Origin of the sequence: Empedobacter sp. UBA3475, assembly GCF_002378465.1 — a bacterium.
Taxonomy (GTDB): domain Bacteria; phylum Bacteroidota; class Bacteroidia; order Flavobacteriales; family Weeksellaceae; genus Empedobacter; species Empedobacter falsenii_B.
This window is the reverse complement of the sequence record NZ_DFRA01000009.1, coordinates 60,273-75,344: the sequence shown is the minus strand read 5'-3', so window position 1 is coordinate 75,344 and position 15,072 is coordinate 60,273. Positions and strand designations below refer to the sequence as shown.

Genomic DNA, 15,072 nt, shown 5'->3' with positions numbered 1-15,072 from the left:
TTGCATTCATGAAAATTGCAATTGTAGAGGACGAATTATTGGCGGTTACTTATCTAAAAAATCTGTTAGAGGAGCAATCGATTGTTGATATTTCTTCAATTACAATTTTGCGCTCAACAAAGCAAGCAACGGAGTTTTTTAGAGATAATTCGGTTGATTTAATCTTCATGGATATTCATTTGGGTGATGGGAAAAGTTTCGAGATTTTTCAGGAAGTTGAGATTCTAACGCCAATTATTTTTATCACTGCTTATGATGAATATGCGATGAAAGTTTTCAAGCATTTTACGATAGATTATATTCTGAAACCCTTTGAAGTAGAGGAGTTGCATATTGCATTGCAAAAATTCAAGACTATTCGAACTAGTTTTGATATTTCACCAACATTACAATCGATAGCTGTTTTAGAAAATTCACCGTCCGAGATTATGCATCGTTTTTTGGTAACGAATGGTAACAAATTACGTTCGGTAGAAGAACACGAAATTGCTTATTTTTTTGCTTCGGGAAAACATCTTTTTATAAAAACGAAAGATGAACAAACCTATATTTATGATGATACAATAAAGGATATTATAAATAAATTGGATGAAACTATTTTCTTCAAAATCAATCGAAAATTTATTGTTCACATTGATGCAATTACTGAAATAATAAGATATTCAAGTCAAAAAATTGAAATCCATCTTCAACCAAAATCCGAAGCTGAACAAGCTATTTTTATTAGTAAAACACAGATTAATGCTTGGATGGATTGGATGAATAGGTAAAAAAAATCTCACATTTGTGAGATTTTAATTAACTTATAATGTTACTTTTTATTAAAATCGTCATTTCTAGTGAAATTCTTTTAGAATTTTGTATCGAGAAAAAGATTTTAAAATATTAGTTTATAAATTCTCTAACATCAAGATAATTTCACTTTCGATACGTTGCATCATTTCAGGCAAAATTTCGATTTGATGTTTTACATTTTCGATGGTATTGTACGTCAATTCTCCCGTGTTCAAATTCAAATTATATTCAATTTGTCCTTCCCACGAATTACTCGATTCATAAAATGAAACCATTTCAAAAGGCAATCTTGGCAAAATTTCGCCAAAATGTTCTTCTAATTTGATTCGATTTTCTTGATTAATTGTTAGTTTTTCCATGATCTAATAATCATTGCATTAGCAGAAGTTTCGTAGAAAATAATCGCTAATAATTGTAAAAATTCAGCATGATTTAGCTTTCCAGCAACTACTTCTTCAATATCTGCTTCGTAATATTCTTCAATTGTTTTGGTCATCAAGGCCTTAAAATTCTCTAACGGAATATTTTGATCTTTCAATTCATTTAATAAATAATTATTCGAAGCTAAAAAATCAGGACGAGTTCCGAAAATAGGAGACTTACGAATATTTAACGCATTATGAAAAGTTTGCGAAATCAAAACGCCACGTTCCAATTCTTCGAATTCCCAACCTTTACGAACTCTTCTTGGATTATTTTCATAGAAAATATGGTTGTGAAAAGCGTGAATATGTTTCGCAATATCCGTGTTGGTATGTAAATAAAGAAACTGCAAAATCGAACTAAACAAATGATTTGCGTTCAGATTCGCTGGATAATACGTGTACAATAATGGATAATGAAACAATGTTGTGTACAACGGTGAAAAACTATCAATAATGTTTAGATTCAATACATTTATTCCTTCAAAATCTACTTTCTGATTCGTTTGATAATAATTAATTCCAGCCAAATAAATATCCTCATAACTCAATTCAAACTGATTAAGATACGCTCCAATTTGTTTGAAAAATGATGTATTTAAGTTATGATTTGTAACTAATTTATATTGTTTATTTTCAAATTCTTTAATAAAATCTAACTTAAACTCTGACTTTAAATTATCATTGATAACTTTATCAAAATCAAATGATTTATTTCTAATTACATTGACATAAATTTCGTTGTATGTATAAATAATTTGCTTTATTGGTTCTGTATCCAAAGCTTCAAACGGATTGATGTCAGCATTTGGCGTAGCATACAACGTAAACAAACGACGAAATTCTTGTTGAATCTTTTCTTCTTCCGCAAACATATTCATCAATTGATTGGTGTTCGCAGCAATAATACTTTCACCTAAAAAAAATAAAATACCAGCTTTCAAATCTTCATCAAAACCAAATCTTTCAAGGGTTTGATCAAAATAAGTTTTGAATGGATTTTCAGGATTTTGGCTCATATCGAATAATTTTTTTTATCATTTAAAAAGTAAAAGTATTGATTTTTTGAAGATTTAAAACGAAAAAACCTCTGCAAAACAGAGGTTTTTAAAATTTATTTTAGTGAATTTGTTTAACTTGTTAAAATTCAACCATTGAAGGATTCAATCCAGAAAAACCATCAGCTGGCATTTCATCTATCGCTTTTACATCTTCTACACTTAATTTAAAATTATTTGAAGTTAAATTCGCTTCAATATTTTTTTCTGAAGAGGAGCGAGGAAGTGGTAAAATTTCTTTCGCCAAACAATAATTAATACAAATCTGACCAACTGAAACATTGTATTTATCAGCCAAAGAAACAATTAATTCGTTCTCCAAAATTCTTCCAGAACCTAGCGGACTCCATGCTTCAACTAACAAATCGTTTTGTCTACAAAAATCGACTAATTCTGGTTGCGAATGTCCTGGATGAATCTCAATTTGATTAACCATTGGTTTGATTTCAGCCGTTTCAAATAAAGCTTCCAAATGATTGATATTGAAATTACTCACACCAATCGCTTTTGCTTTTCCAGATTTGTAAATTTCCTCAAAAGCTTGCCAAGTTCCAGCATTCAATTCTGCCCAAGTATCAGGAAATTGCGTTTCATTTGCTGGCCAATGAATCAAATATAAATCCAAATAATCTGTCTGTAAATCAGCTAAAGTTTGCTCAAATGCAGCCATTGCTTTTTCGTATCCACGCTCAGAATTCCAACATTTAGATGTAATGAATAATTTACTACGATCTACATTTTCAGCTTTCAAAACTGTTCCAATTTCTTTTTCATTTTTGTAGATTGCTGCCGTGTCAATATGTGTATATCCTTTTGTTAATGCAATTTTTAGAGGTTCTATAACTTTTTCACCTTCCAATAACCATGTTCCAAATCCAATTGCAGGAATTTCGATCCCGTTTGATAGTTTAAAGTTTTCCATTTTTTCAATATTTTTATATTCAAATTTATCTCAAAACAACCAATTTCAATAATTAGTAGACGTTAATTCTTATGTTAAAACTCATTTATAGAAATCTTAAATTTAATTGTTTGTTAATAAAATAGTTCTATATTTATTCTCGAAAAGTGATAGGAAAAAATATTAAAAATGACACAATTTACAGGTACGATTGAGGATTTTATGAATACACATGAAGAATTTATTAATGCTTTGATTCTTAGAAAAATTAATCAACAAGTTGTATTAGATAAGAAAGATGCAGAAGATATTCAGCAAAATGAATTTATTCAACAAAAATTAGATGATTTAAAAGAACATATGACTGATTTGTTTGAAAATGAATTTGGTGATTGGGAAATTACAATGGATTTAGAATCTTTTGAACAAGAATTTGATAAACATTTTCAGATTTCGAAGCAAGAATTAGAAGATAATGTGCTGTTGAAGTAGGTGATTATGGAAGAAAAACAGATTTTACATGTTGATTTCGCAACTTTGAGACAATCGTATATAGAAGTCAAAAATTTTCTAGAAAAAACAACAAAAGAAAAAGTTGAAAATGTTGATGTTCTGATTGAGAAAGATTTATTTTTATCAGGATTAGATAATGAATCACTTTTGATAGCGTTTATAGAAAAATATGATATTGATTTTTCTAAATTTGATTATTCAAAACATTTTTTGTCAGAAGGAGAATTAGCGAATGGATTCCAAGTTGTCTTAAATATAGTTTTTCTTCCGTTATATTTTCTATTTTGGTTGATAAAAGAATTTACTTTTGATTTGATTGACTTAAATAAATATTTGATTAAGATTGTGAAATTATTTTCAACTAATCAAAGAGAAACTCGTGATATGAGTTTTGGAGATTTGTTAACTTCTTATGTCAACAAGAAATATACGTTAAGAAACACTACAAAATTCGTTTTGCATAATCCTAAACTCTCATAAAATCTTCTTCCAACAAGTCTTCTAAAGGACTTTGCATCAAAGATTGTGGTAAATTTCGGAAAGCAAAATTTCGTATATTCATCAAAAATTTATTGTCGACTTGAGCAACTTTTCCAGCCAAACGAGAAGTATCGATAATATAATGTGTTCGTTTCAAACGACGTAAATTATAATGTTCAAAAGCTAACAAAATATCAGTATCTTTTTTGATTAGTTCATCATACAAAACACAAACATCTTCAACAGCCATGCATGCGCCTTGCCCCATGTTTGGTGTGGTTGCATGTGCTGCATCTCCAATTAACAATACACGATTAAATGCATAATTATTAATCGGTTTTATATCCATAATTGGCGTAGCAATGATGCTTTCTGGATTCGTTTTTTGTAAAGTATTTCTGATTTGTCCCGAATAATCTTTGAACTGATTTTTAATATCACTTAAAGCGTAGTTGTAAACTTCAGAATTTAGTTTTGTATTGACACAAGCATACCAATAAATTTGATGATTGATTAATGGCGTCAAACCAAATCGACCATTTGGTCCCCATGTTTCGATGCTCTTTTTTGAATTGTAAGATTTATCCTCTACAATAGCACGCCAACAAATATAGCCTGCATAACGAGGTGTTGAATGTTTTAACAATTGTTGACGAATTGTAGAATTTATCCCATCAGCACCAATTAAATAATCACCTTCTGTAGAAGTTCCATCTTCAAAATGAAGGACAACTTTCTCAAAACTTTGTTCAAAGAATTTTATTTTTTTTGACGTTTTAATTTTATTCGAATCAATTTTCGAGACTAAATAATGATGTAAATCTGCACGATGAATGGCAAAATTTTCGTTGTTGTAATTTTTTCTTAATCGTTCTGTGTCCGCTTTCAGAATTGTTTTTTCTTTCCAATCTTGAATTTCAAAATCTTCTAACATATGCCCCAAAGGCGCAACCTCTTCTGCTAAACCTAGAATTTCAAATGCTTTCATTGCATTAGAAGCCAAACCAAAACCAGCCCCAATTCCTCGAACCTCTGGAGAAGCCTCGAAAATTTCGTAGTTATAATTTAAATCTTGCAAAGCTTTTGCTAAAGTTAAACCCGCAATTCCTGCACCCGCAATTAAGAATTTTTTACTCATTGATAAAAATAAAGTTCAAAATTAATCATTCTACTATAAACCAAAAAGAAAAGCGAATCAATTTGATTCGCTTTTTAGAAGTTATTTTGTCGAAAATTATTGTTCGTTAAAATATTTGTAGAAATATGGAATAGTTTCGATTCCTTTGTAGAAATTGAATAAACCATAATGTTCGTTTGGAGAGTGGATAACGTCAGAGTTTAATCCGAATCCCATTAAAACAGATTTTGTTCCTAATTCTTCTTCGAATAAAGCAACAATTGGAATAGATCCACCAGCTCTTTCGGCTAACGCTTCTTTTTCAAAAGTTTCAGCTAACGCTTTTTTAGCAGCGATAAAACCTGGGTGATTAGTTGGTAAAATATAAGGTTTACCTCCATGATGTGGTTTTACTTTAACTTCTACAGAAGAAGGCGCTAAAGTTGGGAAATAATCTGCAAATTGTTTTGTTACAACTTCTGGATCTTGTCCAGGAACCAAACGCATTGAAATTTTAGCATACGCATGAGAAGGAATAACTGTTTTAGCACCTTCGCCAATATATCCTCCCCAAATTCCGTTTACATCTAAAGTAGGACGAATAGAAGCTCTTTCGATTGTAGAAAAACCTTCTTCTCCTTGGATATCAGCAATACCAATAGATTTCTTGTATTCTTCTACATCAAATGGAATTTTAGCTAAATCAGCTCTTTCGTCTTCTGTTAATTCAAGAATTGGTTCATAGAAACCTGGAATTGTAATGTGACCTTTTTCATTGATTAATTTTCCAATCATTGTTGCTAAAACATTAATCGGATTAGGAACAGCTCCACCATAAACACCAGAGTGCATATCGCGATTAGCTCCTTTTACCTCAACTTCTACATAAGATAAACCACGTAAACCAACAGAAATAGAAGGTTGTTCGTTTGAAATCATAGAAGTATCAGAAATCAAAATCACATCATTTTTTAATTTCTCTTTATTGTTTTTAACGAAATTTACTAATGAAGGAGAACCAACTTCTTCTTCACCTTCGATCATAAATTTAACGTTACAAGGTAATTCGTTTGATTTGTTTAAAGCCTCAAAAGCTTTAACGTGCATAAACATTTGACCTTTATCATCAGCAGAACCACGAGCAAAAATTGCTCCGTCAGGATGAATTTCTGTCTTTTTGATTACTGGCTCGTATGGTCCAGATTCCCATAATTCTAAAGGATCAGCTGGTTGTACATCGTAATGTCCGTAAACTAAAACAGTAGGTTTTGAAGCGTCAACTATTTTTTCTCCGTAAACAACAGGAAAACCTTCTGTTTCGCATACTTCAACATTATCAGCACCTGCTTCTTTTAAATATTTTGCAACCATCTCGGCAGCATCATTTACGTCTTGTGTGTAGGCTGGATCAGCACTAACTGAAGGAATTTTAAGTAATTCGATTAATTCATCAAGAAAACGTTGTTTATTCTCTTGTATAAATTGTTGCGTATTGTTCATTTTTGTTTGTTATGAATAATAGGTAAATTTAAAAATAAAATCTTGATTAGACTTTCTTTTTCAAGAAAAATATAATGCGAAAACCTTTGTATCTTTGCAAAAAATTAGAGAATGATATTATATAATACAACTTTTATTGTTGAACAAGAAGTGCATGATGATTGGTTTGCGTGGATTCAGAAAGAGCATATTAATGATTATTTGAAATCAAATTGTTTTATCGGTGCTCGTTTAGGAAAAATAACTTCTCATATAGAACCTGGGGCGGTTTCTTATTCTTTGCAATTATTTGTGAATGATGAATTGACTTTAGATAAATTCAAGAATAATTTTTTATCAGAAATTAAACAAAAAAGTTTGCAAAAATACGCGACTAAAGTACTAAGTTTCGAAAGTGAAATGGAACATATAGGGGATTATAATTAAACAAAAGCTCGAGAAAATTCTCGAGCTTTTTTTATATTCTTTTTTGAAAAATAACTTCAATATTCAATTCAATCCATTGTTTGGTGCTAAAATCATAATATGACTTTGTAATATTTGTAGATAGACGATTGTAGTCTATAATTTTTAAATTTTCAATAGAAACATTTTTTTTATTTTCCTTGTTACCAGTATAGTTGCTTTCTGTATAACTACTATCTTTTATAACCATTACTTTATCCGATAATGTTGTAGATGTTACAAATCCATATTTTACAAAATCTGCATAACCGCTTGGTATACTTGGATAATCATAATTTATTAATGTTAGAGGAAAATTAAAGGAGATTAATTTTACTTTAGGTCTAACTTCTAAAAAGTTCTCTTGTTTATTAAGAATTTCAATTTCATCCAACAAATTAGTTGATGTTTTTTTATCATTGTTTAAATCAACTGGGATATTAGCTTTATAGGACACAATATTATAAGTCTCAACTACATCTTCTTCCGAAAAACCATCATCATCTTTACATCCAAAATTAATAAGAATTATACTAGATGCAAGTAGTAGTTTAAAGTAATTTGTAATCATATCATTATGAATTTTAGTAAATATAATAATTTCATTGATTTGTATAGTTATCAATTTTTGATTTATGTTTTTTTGACTTTAGTTGAATTATTTCAGAATTGGTTTCGATTTAGATAAAAATACCTATTACGATATTTTACTTCCGAAAAATTATAATTCAAACAAAGCGTTTGTTATTAAAATGGGCAAATCACCTGATAAAACAGAAAAATTGATGGACGCAAAAATGTAGTTCCAAAATAGAATAAAAAAATGCAGTAGTTTTTCTACTGCATTTTTTGTTTATGTTTAACCTTCGAAGCTTCTTACAGCGTCTAATGTTTTATTAATTTCAGCATCTTTAATTGCATCAGAAATAAACCAAGTTTCGTATCCAGAAGGAGCAATGTAAACTTCGTTCGTTAATAAATGATGGAAAAATTTGTTGAATCTTTCGTGGTTACATTTGGTCACATCTGTAAAGTTTTTAATTTCCGTTTGCTCTGTAAAGAAAACAGACATCATCGACCCTAAACGATTGATATGATTTGGAATTCCTTTTTCTGCAAAGATTTTAGAAATTTCAACATCTAAAGTTTCTGTAGCGTTATCAATTCTATTGAATAATGCTCTATCATTATTGATAATATTCAATGTTGTGATACCAGCACGCATAGCAATTGGATTTCCTGATAATGTTCCCGCTTGATAAACAGGGCCAAGAGGAGCAAGGTGATTCATGATTTCGCGACGAGCAGCAAAAGCACCAACAGGGAAACCTCCGCCAATTACTTTACCAAATGTTACAATATCTGCATTGATGTTTAAACGTTCTTGAGAACCTCCCATCGCTTGACGGAAACCTGTCATTACTTCATCAAAAATTAATAAAGCTCCATTTTCATCACAAATTTGTCTTAATCCTTCTAAGAAACCTTTTTCTGGAACAATACATCCCATGTTTCCTGCAATTGGCTCAACAATAATAGCTGCAATTTCGTCTTTATTTTGTTCGAATAAAGCTTTTACATCTTCCAAATTATTGTATTCTGCCAACAACGTATCTTTTGCAGTTCCTTGTGTTACACCCGGAGAATTTGGATTTCCGAAAGTTGCAGCACCAGAACCAGCTTTAATCAAAAATGAATCTGAATGTCCATGGTAACAACCTTCAAACTTTACAATTTTATCACGATTTGTATAACCTCTTGCCAAACGAATTGACGACATACAAGCTTCTGTACCTGAGTTCACCATACGAACCATATCGATGTTTGGAACTACAGAAGTAATTAATTTTGCAATTTCAGTTTCCAATTCAGTTGGTGTACCAAAAGAAAAACCATTTTTCATCTGCTCAACAGTCGCATTCAAAACACGCGGATCTGTGTGTCCAATAATCATTGGTCCCCAAGAATTGATGTAATCTACGTAAGCACGTCCATCTTCATCATAAATATAAGCACCTTCGGCTTTTTTGATAAAAATTGGCGTTCCTCCAACAGATTTAAATGCACGAACAGGAGAATTTACACCTCCTGGAATATATTCTTGCGCGTCTTTGAATAATGCGCTACTTCTTTGATACAACATAATTTTACAAAAATAGTTGCACAAATTTACTGAATCTTAAATGAATTATGAAGTGATTTTGATTAGATTATAAGTTTATGTGAAGATTTATTTTCTAAATACTCAATTAATGTTTTAATCAATTGATTTTCTTTCAAAATCGTTTGATTTCCAATCAAAAATAATTGCTCTTTTGCACGTGTTAACGCCACATTTAGTTTTCGGTCAACATTTCCTTGGTCATTCATATTCACCAACGCATTCAATTGTGAATAATATGTTACCGCAAAACTATACAAAATAATATCGCGCTGACTTCCTTGATAACGCTCAACTGTATCAACCGTTATTTGCTCGTAATTAGGAATATTTGCTAATTCTAATTTTTGTTTAATCAAGGCAATTTGATTACGGAAAGGCGCAATAATTCCAATTGTTTTCTTTGCATCAAATTCTTTTTTATTGATTTCGTATAAATGAATAATTTCTTGTACAAATTTCACAATCAAATCGGCTTCTTGCTCATTCGTTGAAGGCAAATAAGGATTTTCGTCCACATTGATAAACGCAAAACGATGATTCGTAATAAAGTTTTGTAAATCATTTGATTGATTATGATTTTCAAAATGTAAATCTGCACGTTGGCGATGTAAACTTTGCTTAATCTCTTCATTCAAATTTGGAATATCATAGGCAACATTTAATTTTCCATCATAAAAATAATTGTTCGGAAAATCTGCAATTTCAGCATGCATTCTTCCTTGATAAGTCAATTGGTCAAATGAATTTTCGTTATTATTACGCTCACAAAATTCATACAAACGTTCGAAAATTGAGTTTTTACGATTGATTAAACCAATATTTTCTAATAATTCGTTGTTCGTTTTTGCTAATTCAGGATTTTGCAAAACAATTGCAGGCAACTGTTTGTGATCACCAATCATGATAAAACGTTCTGCTTTTGGTAGAATTCCAACAATTTGTGGTTCTAAAATTTGTGAAGCTTCATCAATAATAATTGTATCAAATTTCTTTAATTTCAGAATATCATTTTTACTCGAAATTGAAGCAACCGTCGAAACAAAAATGCGTTGTTTACGAATAATATCTTGAATTGTTTTTCTCGAAAATTTTTCTCCTTTTTGCTCTAAATCAACATCTTTTTGCTCGATAATTTTATTCAATAAATTAGGATGAAATTCAGGAGAAGTAGATAATTCATTCCCAATTCTGATGAACTTTTGTTCAATTTGATCAGAAATAGCCGAATTTATCGATTCACATAATTCATCAACCGCACGATTTGTATACGCCAAAAGCAAAATATTACAATCTTGTTTCTCGTAGATTTCTTTCACCAATTCTTTGATGATAATCGATGTTTTTCCTGTTCCTGGAGGTCCATTCAACAAGAAATAATCTTTAGAAGAAAGCGCTTTTTTCAAGATTCGATTTTGTTCATCCGAAAGATTTGAGTTAAAATACGCATAATCCATTTGATTTCTTGGAATAGATTGCGTTAAAATCAAATCTTTTTTTGCTTTAGAAGAATGAATTAATCCATACAGATTTCGGTACATCGAAACAAAAGAAGAATCCATAAAATCGCGTTCCAAAGCCCATTTTCCTGATGAATCAAACGAATCAAAAAAGCGTGTGTTGGGCTGCTGATAACGAAAACGCAACACAATAAATTCTCTCGAAATACTTTTGATGGTACATTTAAAAACCTGATTTGTTAAAACCGAATCTTTGAAATTATTTCTTGGATAAAGAATGCAAATATCACCTTCGCGAATCGAAATAAAATCATTCGCAGGATTAGTTCTTTTTAACTTGATTTCACGTTTTGGATCAGAAATATGATTTTCTACAATTTCTAAATCATAAATAATCTCGAAATTATTATTTTTTTCTTCGAAAGTATTCAGCCACAAACTCGCCAAACCGTTGTTAGAAGTTGATTGTCCCAAACCAAGTTTCGCCATATATTGCTCTTTCGCAATGAAATTCGTAAACGAATAAAAATAAGCTTTTTCTAACGGTGAACTATTTTTGATCGGATAGATAAATTTATCCAACTGTTCTTCTAAAATTTCTTTGAAACGAGGATTAATTTTTCGTTTGATAAAATTGGCAGGTTTAATCGAATAAATAGTTGATTCAATATCGGTTAATGCATGATTTGCTAACCGATTTTCATTGATAATTATTCGATTTCGTAAATCAAAAATACGTTGAACTCGCGCTAAAGTTGGCACATCAAAACGTAAATTTCCTTGATATACTTTCGAATAGAAGATATAACCTTCGGTGTTTTTTGTGACATCTTTAAACTCTAAATCATATAAAACACCAATAATTTGGTAATATAAAAAGAGCTGCGTCGCATGATTTGGCTTGACACTTTTTCCATCATCAGGAAAAGGTGCACCACCAGATTTCAGCTCGATAATTTTATTTTTTCCTTCGGGATTAATGTCTAATAAATCTAAACGACCCTGAATACCATATTGTTCGCACAAAAATGAAGGCTCTATTAATGCACGATCCAACGAAATATCATATTGAGGAAAATCCTCGGTCAACACTTTTTGAATACGGTCAAAATGACCTTTTGCTTCCAGATAATAATCTTTCAAGTCTTGTGGATTCGTCAAATCGTTGCAAGCCGTATATTCTAATGGATAATTTTTGAAATCATTCTTGAAAATCTCATTAAAATCTGTGTTTTCAATGTTTTCTGTTGAAAAATGATCGACTACTGAATTGGCAAAATTTCCTAAACGAATGTGTTTACTATTTGGCGATTCTTCAAATTTTTTCTGAATATAATGCAATTCAGAAGTTCCATAATCCTGAAAACATTCAGCAATTGCCGAAATATCAACCAAATAATCTGGTTCGAGAATGATAAAACGTGGATGATAAATTCCTTCTTCATCAATCGTCGAATTGACTAAATTTAATTGTGCACCAACCCAAAAATCCTCAACAGAAGTAAAGTTTTCATTTACGCCATCCTCATCAATTTGAACTGTAATATTTTCTTCTGTTTCATTATCTTCATGATCGCAAATCAAACAATCTCGTTTGATTTCAATCACTTGAACACGCAATTTTTTAACCCGATTTCGAGTAAGAATTTTGTTTGTATAAAATTCTTTTTCAGGAAAATAGTAGATAATTTCTGCTGGAATCATTACTTCATAAATCGAAGAAATAAAATCTGCAACATATTTATAATGTGTAAAATATTCGTGTTCTGTCGGTTCGTATTTCTCGCTCAGAATTCGTTGAGCCGTTTTACGAAAGGAATGAATTTTAGTGGAAACTTGGTATTGATTACAGATAAAAGATAGCTTCGAGAAAAAGTTAGAAAACTGTAAAGCTTCGTTTTTTGTCAACTCAAATGCAATATTTTCAACCAAACGTTTTAAATCTAAATATTTAAAATTGATTGGTTTATTGGCAAGTTGAATTTGTAAAACTTCATTTAGCAGTTGATTTCCTATTTCTTCTCGATTCACGGCGATTAATTTGGTGTAAAATTAAGACTAAATATTGTATTAAAAAGACGTTTAATCCCACGTTTTCCAATCATCACTTGTAAACAACCATTTTGGAGTTTTAATTTTACCTTGTTGTAATTTATACCAAGGATTTAATTTTTTATTCATCGGATAATTAAGAATTTGAATTTTTTCAAATTATTTAATTCTCAAAGGTGAAACAATGACAGCAAATCCATCAGGATCTAAGAAAGAAATTCCGTTATCATTCCAATATGGATTTTTAGATTTTATTGGTTTGATATGATGAAATTATAAACGCTCAATAATTTTTTCATATTCTTGTTGTGTTGTTGGATAAAATACCAAACAATTGTCTTCATCAAAGTGATGATTTATATTTTCGTGAGTTGTTGTAAATTTTAGATGCCAGTTTAAATCTGGTTTTCCAATAAAAATACCATCATATCCATTATGATTTTGAAACTCTCCAAGAATTTCAAAATTTAAAACTTTAGTATAGAATTTTTTTATTTAGTTGATTTGATTGGTATGACGAGCGACTCAAAATTGCATAAAATTCACTATTATTATTGATTGAAAATTAGTTTATTTTATTGAATTTTATGGAAATAATTTTAGTACAATGAAGAAAACTCTTTTATTAATTTCGTTTATTATTTTTAGTTTATTTAATGTATTTGCTCAAAAACAAAAAGATTCTAAAAGTTCTGAAGTTATTATTTCAAAAGATTTTAAAAATAAATTAGATCCAATTAAATCAAATTTTAATCGAATTAATTCGATTAAAATTTGGACAAAAATAAAAGAAATTGAAACTGATGATTCTACCGAAGGTGGTTTTATTAATTATTATTTTTTGAACGATAAATTAGAAAAAATTGTGGTTCGAAAATTTGGAAAATCAGGTCAATATTTAGCCGAATATTATTTGTTAAATGATAAATTGTCTTTTGTTTTTGAACAAGGTACAACTTATAATTTTCCTTTATATTGGAAAGGATTTGATGATAAAAAATCGAAAATTGAAGAATTTCGTTATTATTTTGAAGATAGAAAATTGATTCATTTTATAGGAAAATCTAAAAATTACAAAACTGAAAGTAAAGATACTTTGGACGAATTTGATGAGATAATTAAGAAAGAGAAAAGTAATTAGATAAATCAAAATAACTACATTTATTAAAAATTAAACAATGAAAATTGCCATATTAGATGATTATCAAAATGCTGTACCGTATTTGAAATGTTTTGATTTAATAAAAGATTATGATGTTAAGGTTTTAAATCGTTCATATACAAATACAAAGGATTTAGCAAAAGAAATTGAGGATGTTCAAATTTTAGTTTTGATAAGAGAACGTACGAAAATAAATGAAGAATTATTATCCCTTTTACCAAATTTGAAATTAATTAGTCAAACAGGCAAAATTTCAAATCATTTAGATTTAGCCGCTTGTACAAGTAGTGGAGTTGCTGTGTCAGAAGGAATTGGTTCTCCTATTGCTCCAGCCGAATTAACTTGGATGTTGATAATGAATGCAACTCGAAAAATACCTCAAGCTATCGAAGCGATGAAAAAAGGCGAGTGGCAGACTAATATTGGTTCTACAATAAATGGTAAAACAATTGGAATTTGGGGATATGGAAAAATAGGACAGATGATTGCACAATATGCAAAAGCTTTTGGAACGAAAGTGCAAGTTTGGGGAAGTGAAAATTCTCGTCAAAAAGCATTGGAGGATGGTTTTCAAGCAAGTAATTCTAAAGAAGATTTTTTCTCTACAAGCGATGTTGTTACACTTCATATTCGATTAAATGAGCAAACAAAAGGTATTGTGAAATTTGAAGATTTGAAATTAATGAAACATGATGCAATTATTGTAAATACTTCTAGAGCTGAACTAATTAAGAAAAATGATTTAAGTAAAGCTTTAAGTCAAAATACACCAACTTATGCTGCTTTAGATGTATATAACTCTGAACCAATTTATGATAAAAATAATGAATTTCTAACGAATCCGAATGTAATTTGTACGCCGCATTTGGGTTACGTTGAAGAAAATAGTTACGAATTATATTTCTCAAAAGCTTTTGAAAATGTTGTGAATTATATTGAAGGAAATCCAATCAATATTGCAAATCTTGAAGTTTTAGATTAATAAAAAATCCGTCAATTGACGGATT

General features: G+C 29.9%; 16 protein-coding genes. 6 read left to right on the top strand and 10 right to left on the bottom strand.

Annotation, left to right across the window (positions count from 1 at the left end):
- Positions 1-8: 8 nt before the first annotated feature.
- Complete coding sequence (locus tag B3I31_RS02335) at positions 9-770, top strand: LytR/AlgR family response regulator transcription factor (protein WP_286494864.1); 762 nt, start codon at positions 9-11, stop codon at positions 768-770.
- A gap of 120 nt (positions 771-890) precedes the next feature.
- Here the strand turns inward: B3I31_RS02335 and B3I31_RS02330 are convergent, their stop codons facing one another.
- The 3 genes from B3I31_RS02330 to B3I31_RS02320 form a co-directional block, all read right to left on the bottom strand.
- Positions 891-1,154 carry a hypothetical protein gene (locus B3I31_RS02330; RefSeq protein WP_125349508.1) on the bottom strand — a complete coding sequence of 88 codons (264 nt, stop codon included), beginning with the start codon at positions 1,152-1,154 and terminating at the stop codon, positions 891-893.
- Complete coding sequence (locus B3I31_RS02325; RefSeq protein WP_291059938.1) at positions 1,142-2,236, bottom strand: hypothetical protein; 1,095 nt, start codon at positions 2,234-2,236, stop codon at positions 1,142-1,144. Before B3I31_RS02325 ends, B3I31_RS02330 begins: the two co-directional genes overlap by 13 nt.
- Positions 2,237-2,357: 121 nt before the next feature.
- A complete protein-coding gene (locus B3I31_RS02320) occupies positions 2,358-3,197 on the bottom strand; it encodes an aldo/keto reductase (RefSeq protein ID WP_286494862.1) in 840 nt (279 codons plus the stop codon).
- Positions 3,198-3,365: 168 nt separating this feature from the next.
- On the opposite strand from B3I31_RS02320, the gene B3I31_RS02315 reads away from it, so the two are divergent.
- Both B3I31_RS02315 and B3I31_RS02310 read left to right on the top strand, forming a co-directional pair.
- Entirely contained in the window at positions 3,366-3,668 is a 303-nt protein-coding gene (locus B3I31_RS02315) for a hypothetical protein (protein WP_221856190.1), read from the top strand.
- A 6-nt stretch (positions 3,669-3,674) separates the two neighbouring features.
- A complete protein-coding gene (locus B3I31_RS02310) occupies positions 3,675-4,169 on the top strand; it encodes a hypothetical protein (protein ID WP_286494861.1) in 495 nt (164 codons plus the stop codon).
- On the opposite strand, the gene B3I31_RS02305 is transcribed toward B3I31_RS02310, so the two are convergent.
- A complete protein-coding gene (locus B3I31_RS02305; protein WP_286494860.1) occupies positions 4,156-5,307 on the bottom strand; it encodes an FAD-dependent monooxygenase in 1,152 nt (383 codons plus the stop codon). The two genes, B3I31_RS02310 and B3I31_RS02305, sit on opposite strands and share 14 nt — an antisense overlap.
- 96 nt (positions 5,308-5,403) lie before the next feature.
- On the bottom strand, positions 5,404-6,786 hold the full coding sequence (locus B3I31_RS02300) for a dipeptidase (protein ID WP_038334410.1): 1,383 nt from the start codon (positions 6,784-6,786) through the stop codon (positions 5,404-5,406).
- 111 nt (positions 6,787-6,897) lie between these two features.
- On the opposite strand from B3I31_RS02300, the gene B3I31_RS02295 reads away from it, so the two are divergent.
- Positions 6,898-7,212 carry a DUF4286 family protein gene (locus tag B3I31_RS02295; protein WP_284583689.1) on the top strand — a complete coding sequence of 105 codons (315 nt, stop codon included), beginning with the start codon at positions 6,898-6,900 and terminating at the stop codon, positions 7,210-7,212.
- 31 nt (positions 7,213-7,243) lie between these two features.
- On the opposite strand, the gene B3I31_RS02290 is transcribed toward B3I31_RS02295, so the two are convergent.
- The 5 genes from B3I31_RS02290 to B3I31_RS14595 form a co-directional block, all read right to left on the bottom strand.
- Complete coding sequence (locus B3I31_RS02290; protein WP_291048342.1) at positions 7,244-7,801, bottom strand: hypothetical protein; 558 nt, start codon at positions 7,799-7,801, stop codon at positions 7,244-7,246.
- 288 nt (positions 7,802-8,089) lie between these two features.
- Entirely contained in the window at positions 8,090-9,373 is a 1,284-nt protein-coding gene (gene hemL, locus B3I31_RS02285) for a glutamate-1-semialdehyde 2,1-aminomutase (protein WP_125349521.1), read from the bottom strand.
- Positions 9,374-9,435: 62 nt separating this feature from the next.
- Positions 9,436-12,882: an ATP-dependent helicase gene (locus B3I31_RS02280; protein WP_219034629.1), complete on the bottom strand. Its 3,447-nt coding sequence runs from the start codon at positions 12,880-12,882 to the stop codon at positions 9,436-9,438.
- A 180-nt stretch (positions 12,883-13,062) separates the two neighbouring features.
- The gene (locus tag B3I31_RS14600; RefSeq protein WP_371875737.1) at positions 13,063-13,158 is read right to left on the bottom strand and encodes a hypothetical protein; all 96 of its coding nucleotides are present in this window, start codon (positions 13,156-13,158) and stop codon (positions 13,063-13,065) included.
- A gap of 18 nt (positions 13,159-13,176) precedes the next feature.
- The gene (locus B3I31_RS14595; protein ID WP_371875736.1) at positions 13,177-13,398 is read right to left on the bottom strand and encodes a hypothetical protein; all 222 of its coding nucleotides are present in this window, start codon (positions 13,396-13,398) and stop codon (positions 13,177-13,179) included.
- 112 nt (positions 13,399-13,510) lie between these two features.
- On the opposite strand from B3I31_RS14595, the gene B3I31_RS02275 reads away from it, so the two are divergent.
- Positions 13,511-14,044, top strand: coding sequence for a hypothetical protein (locus tag B3I31_RS02275; RefSeq protein ID WP_291048334.1), 534 nt, complete (start codon positions 13,511-13,513; stop codon positions 14,042-14,044).
- A 37-nt stretch (positions 14,045-14,081) separates the two neighbouring features.
- Positions 14,082-15,047, top strand: coding sequence for a D-2-hydroxyacid dehydrogenase family protein (locus tag B3I31_RS02270; RefSeq protein WP_221854490.1), 966 nt, complete (start codon positions 14,082-14,084; stop codon positions 15,045-15,047).
- Positions 15,048-15,072: the final 25 nt, after the last annotated feature.

What these genes read in the sequence shown, in the direction of transcription:
- B3I31_RS02335 (WP_286494864.1), top strand. Translation starts at nt 9, where the DNA reads ATGAAAATTGCAATTGTAGAGGACGAATTATTGGCGGTTACTTATCTA.
- B3I31_RS02330 (WP_125349508.1), bottom strand. Translation starts at nt 1,154, where the DNA reads ATGGAAAAACTAACAATTAATCAAGAAAATCGAATCAAATTAGAAGAA.
- B3I31_RS02325 (WP_291059938.1), bottom strand. Translation starts at nt 2,236, where the DNA reads ATGAGCCAAAATCCTGAAAATCCATTCAAAACTTATTTTGATCAAACC.
- B3I31_RS02320 (WP_286494862.1), bottom strand. Translation starts at nt 3,197, where the DNA reads ATGGAAAACTTTAAACTATCAAACGGGATCGAAATTCCTGCAATTGGA.
- B3I31_RS02315 (WP_221856190.1), top strand. Translation starts at nt 3,366, where the DNA reads ATGACACAATTTACAGGTACGATTGAGGATTTTATGAATACACATGAA.
- B3I31_RS02310 (WP_286494861.1), top strand. Translation starts at nt 3,675, where the DNA reads ATGGAAGAAAAACAGATTTTACATGTTGATTTCGCAACTTTGAGACAA.
- B3I31_RS02305 (WP_286494860.1), bottom strand. Translation starts at nt 5,307, where the DNA reads ATGAGTAAAAAATTCTTAATTGCGGGTGCAGGAATTGCGGGTTTAACT.
- B3I31_RS02300 (WP_038334410.1), bottom strand. Translation starts at nt 6,786, where the DNA reads ATGAACAATACGCAACAATTTATACAAGAGAATAAACAACGTTTTCTT.
- B3I31_RS02295 (WP_284583689.1), top strand. Translation starts at nt 6,898, where the DNA reads ATGATATTATATAATACAACTTTTATTGTTGAACAAGAAGTGCATGAT.
- B3I31_RS02290 (WP_291048342.1), bottom strand. Translation starts at nt 7,801, where the DNA reads ATGATTACAAATTACTTTAAACTACTACTTGCATCTAGTATAATTCTT.
- hemL (WP_125349521.1), bottom strand. Translation starts at nt 9,373, where the DNA reads ATGTTGTATCAAAGAAGTAGCGCATTATTCAAAGACGCGCAAGAATAT.
- B3I31_RS02275 (WP_291048334.1), top strand. Translation starts at nt 13,511, where the DNA reads ATGAAGAAAACTCTTTTATTAATTTCGTTTATTATTTTTAGTTTATTT.
- B3I31_RS02270 (WP_221854490.1), top strand. Translation starts at nt 14,082, where the DNA reads ATGAAAATTGCCATATTAGATGATTATCAAAATGCTGTACCGTATTTG.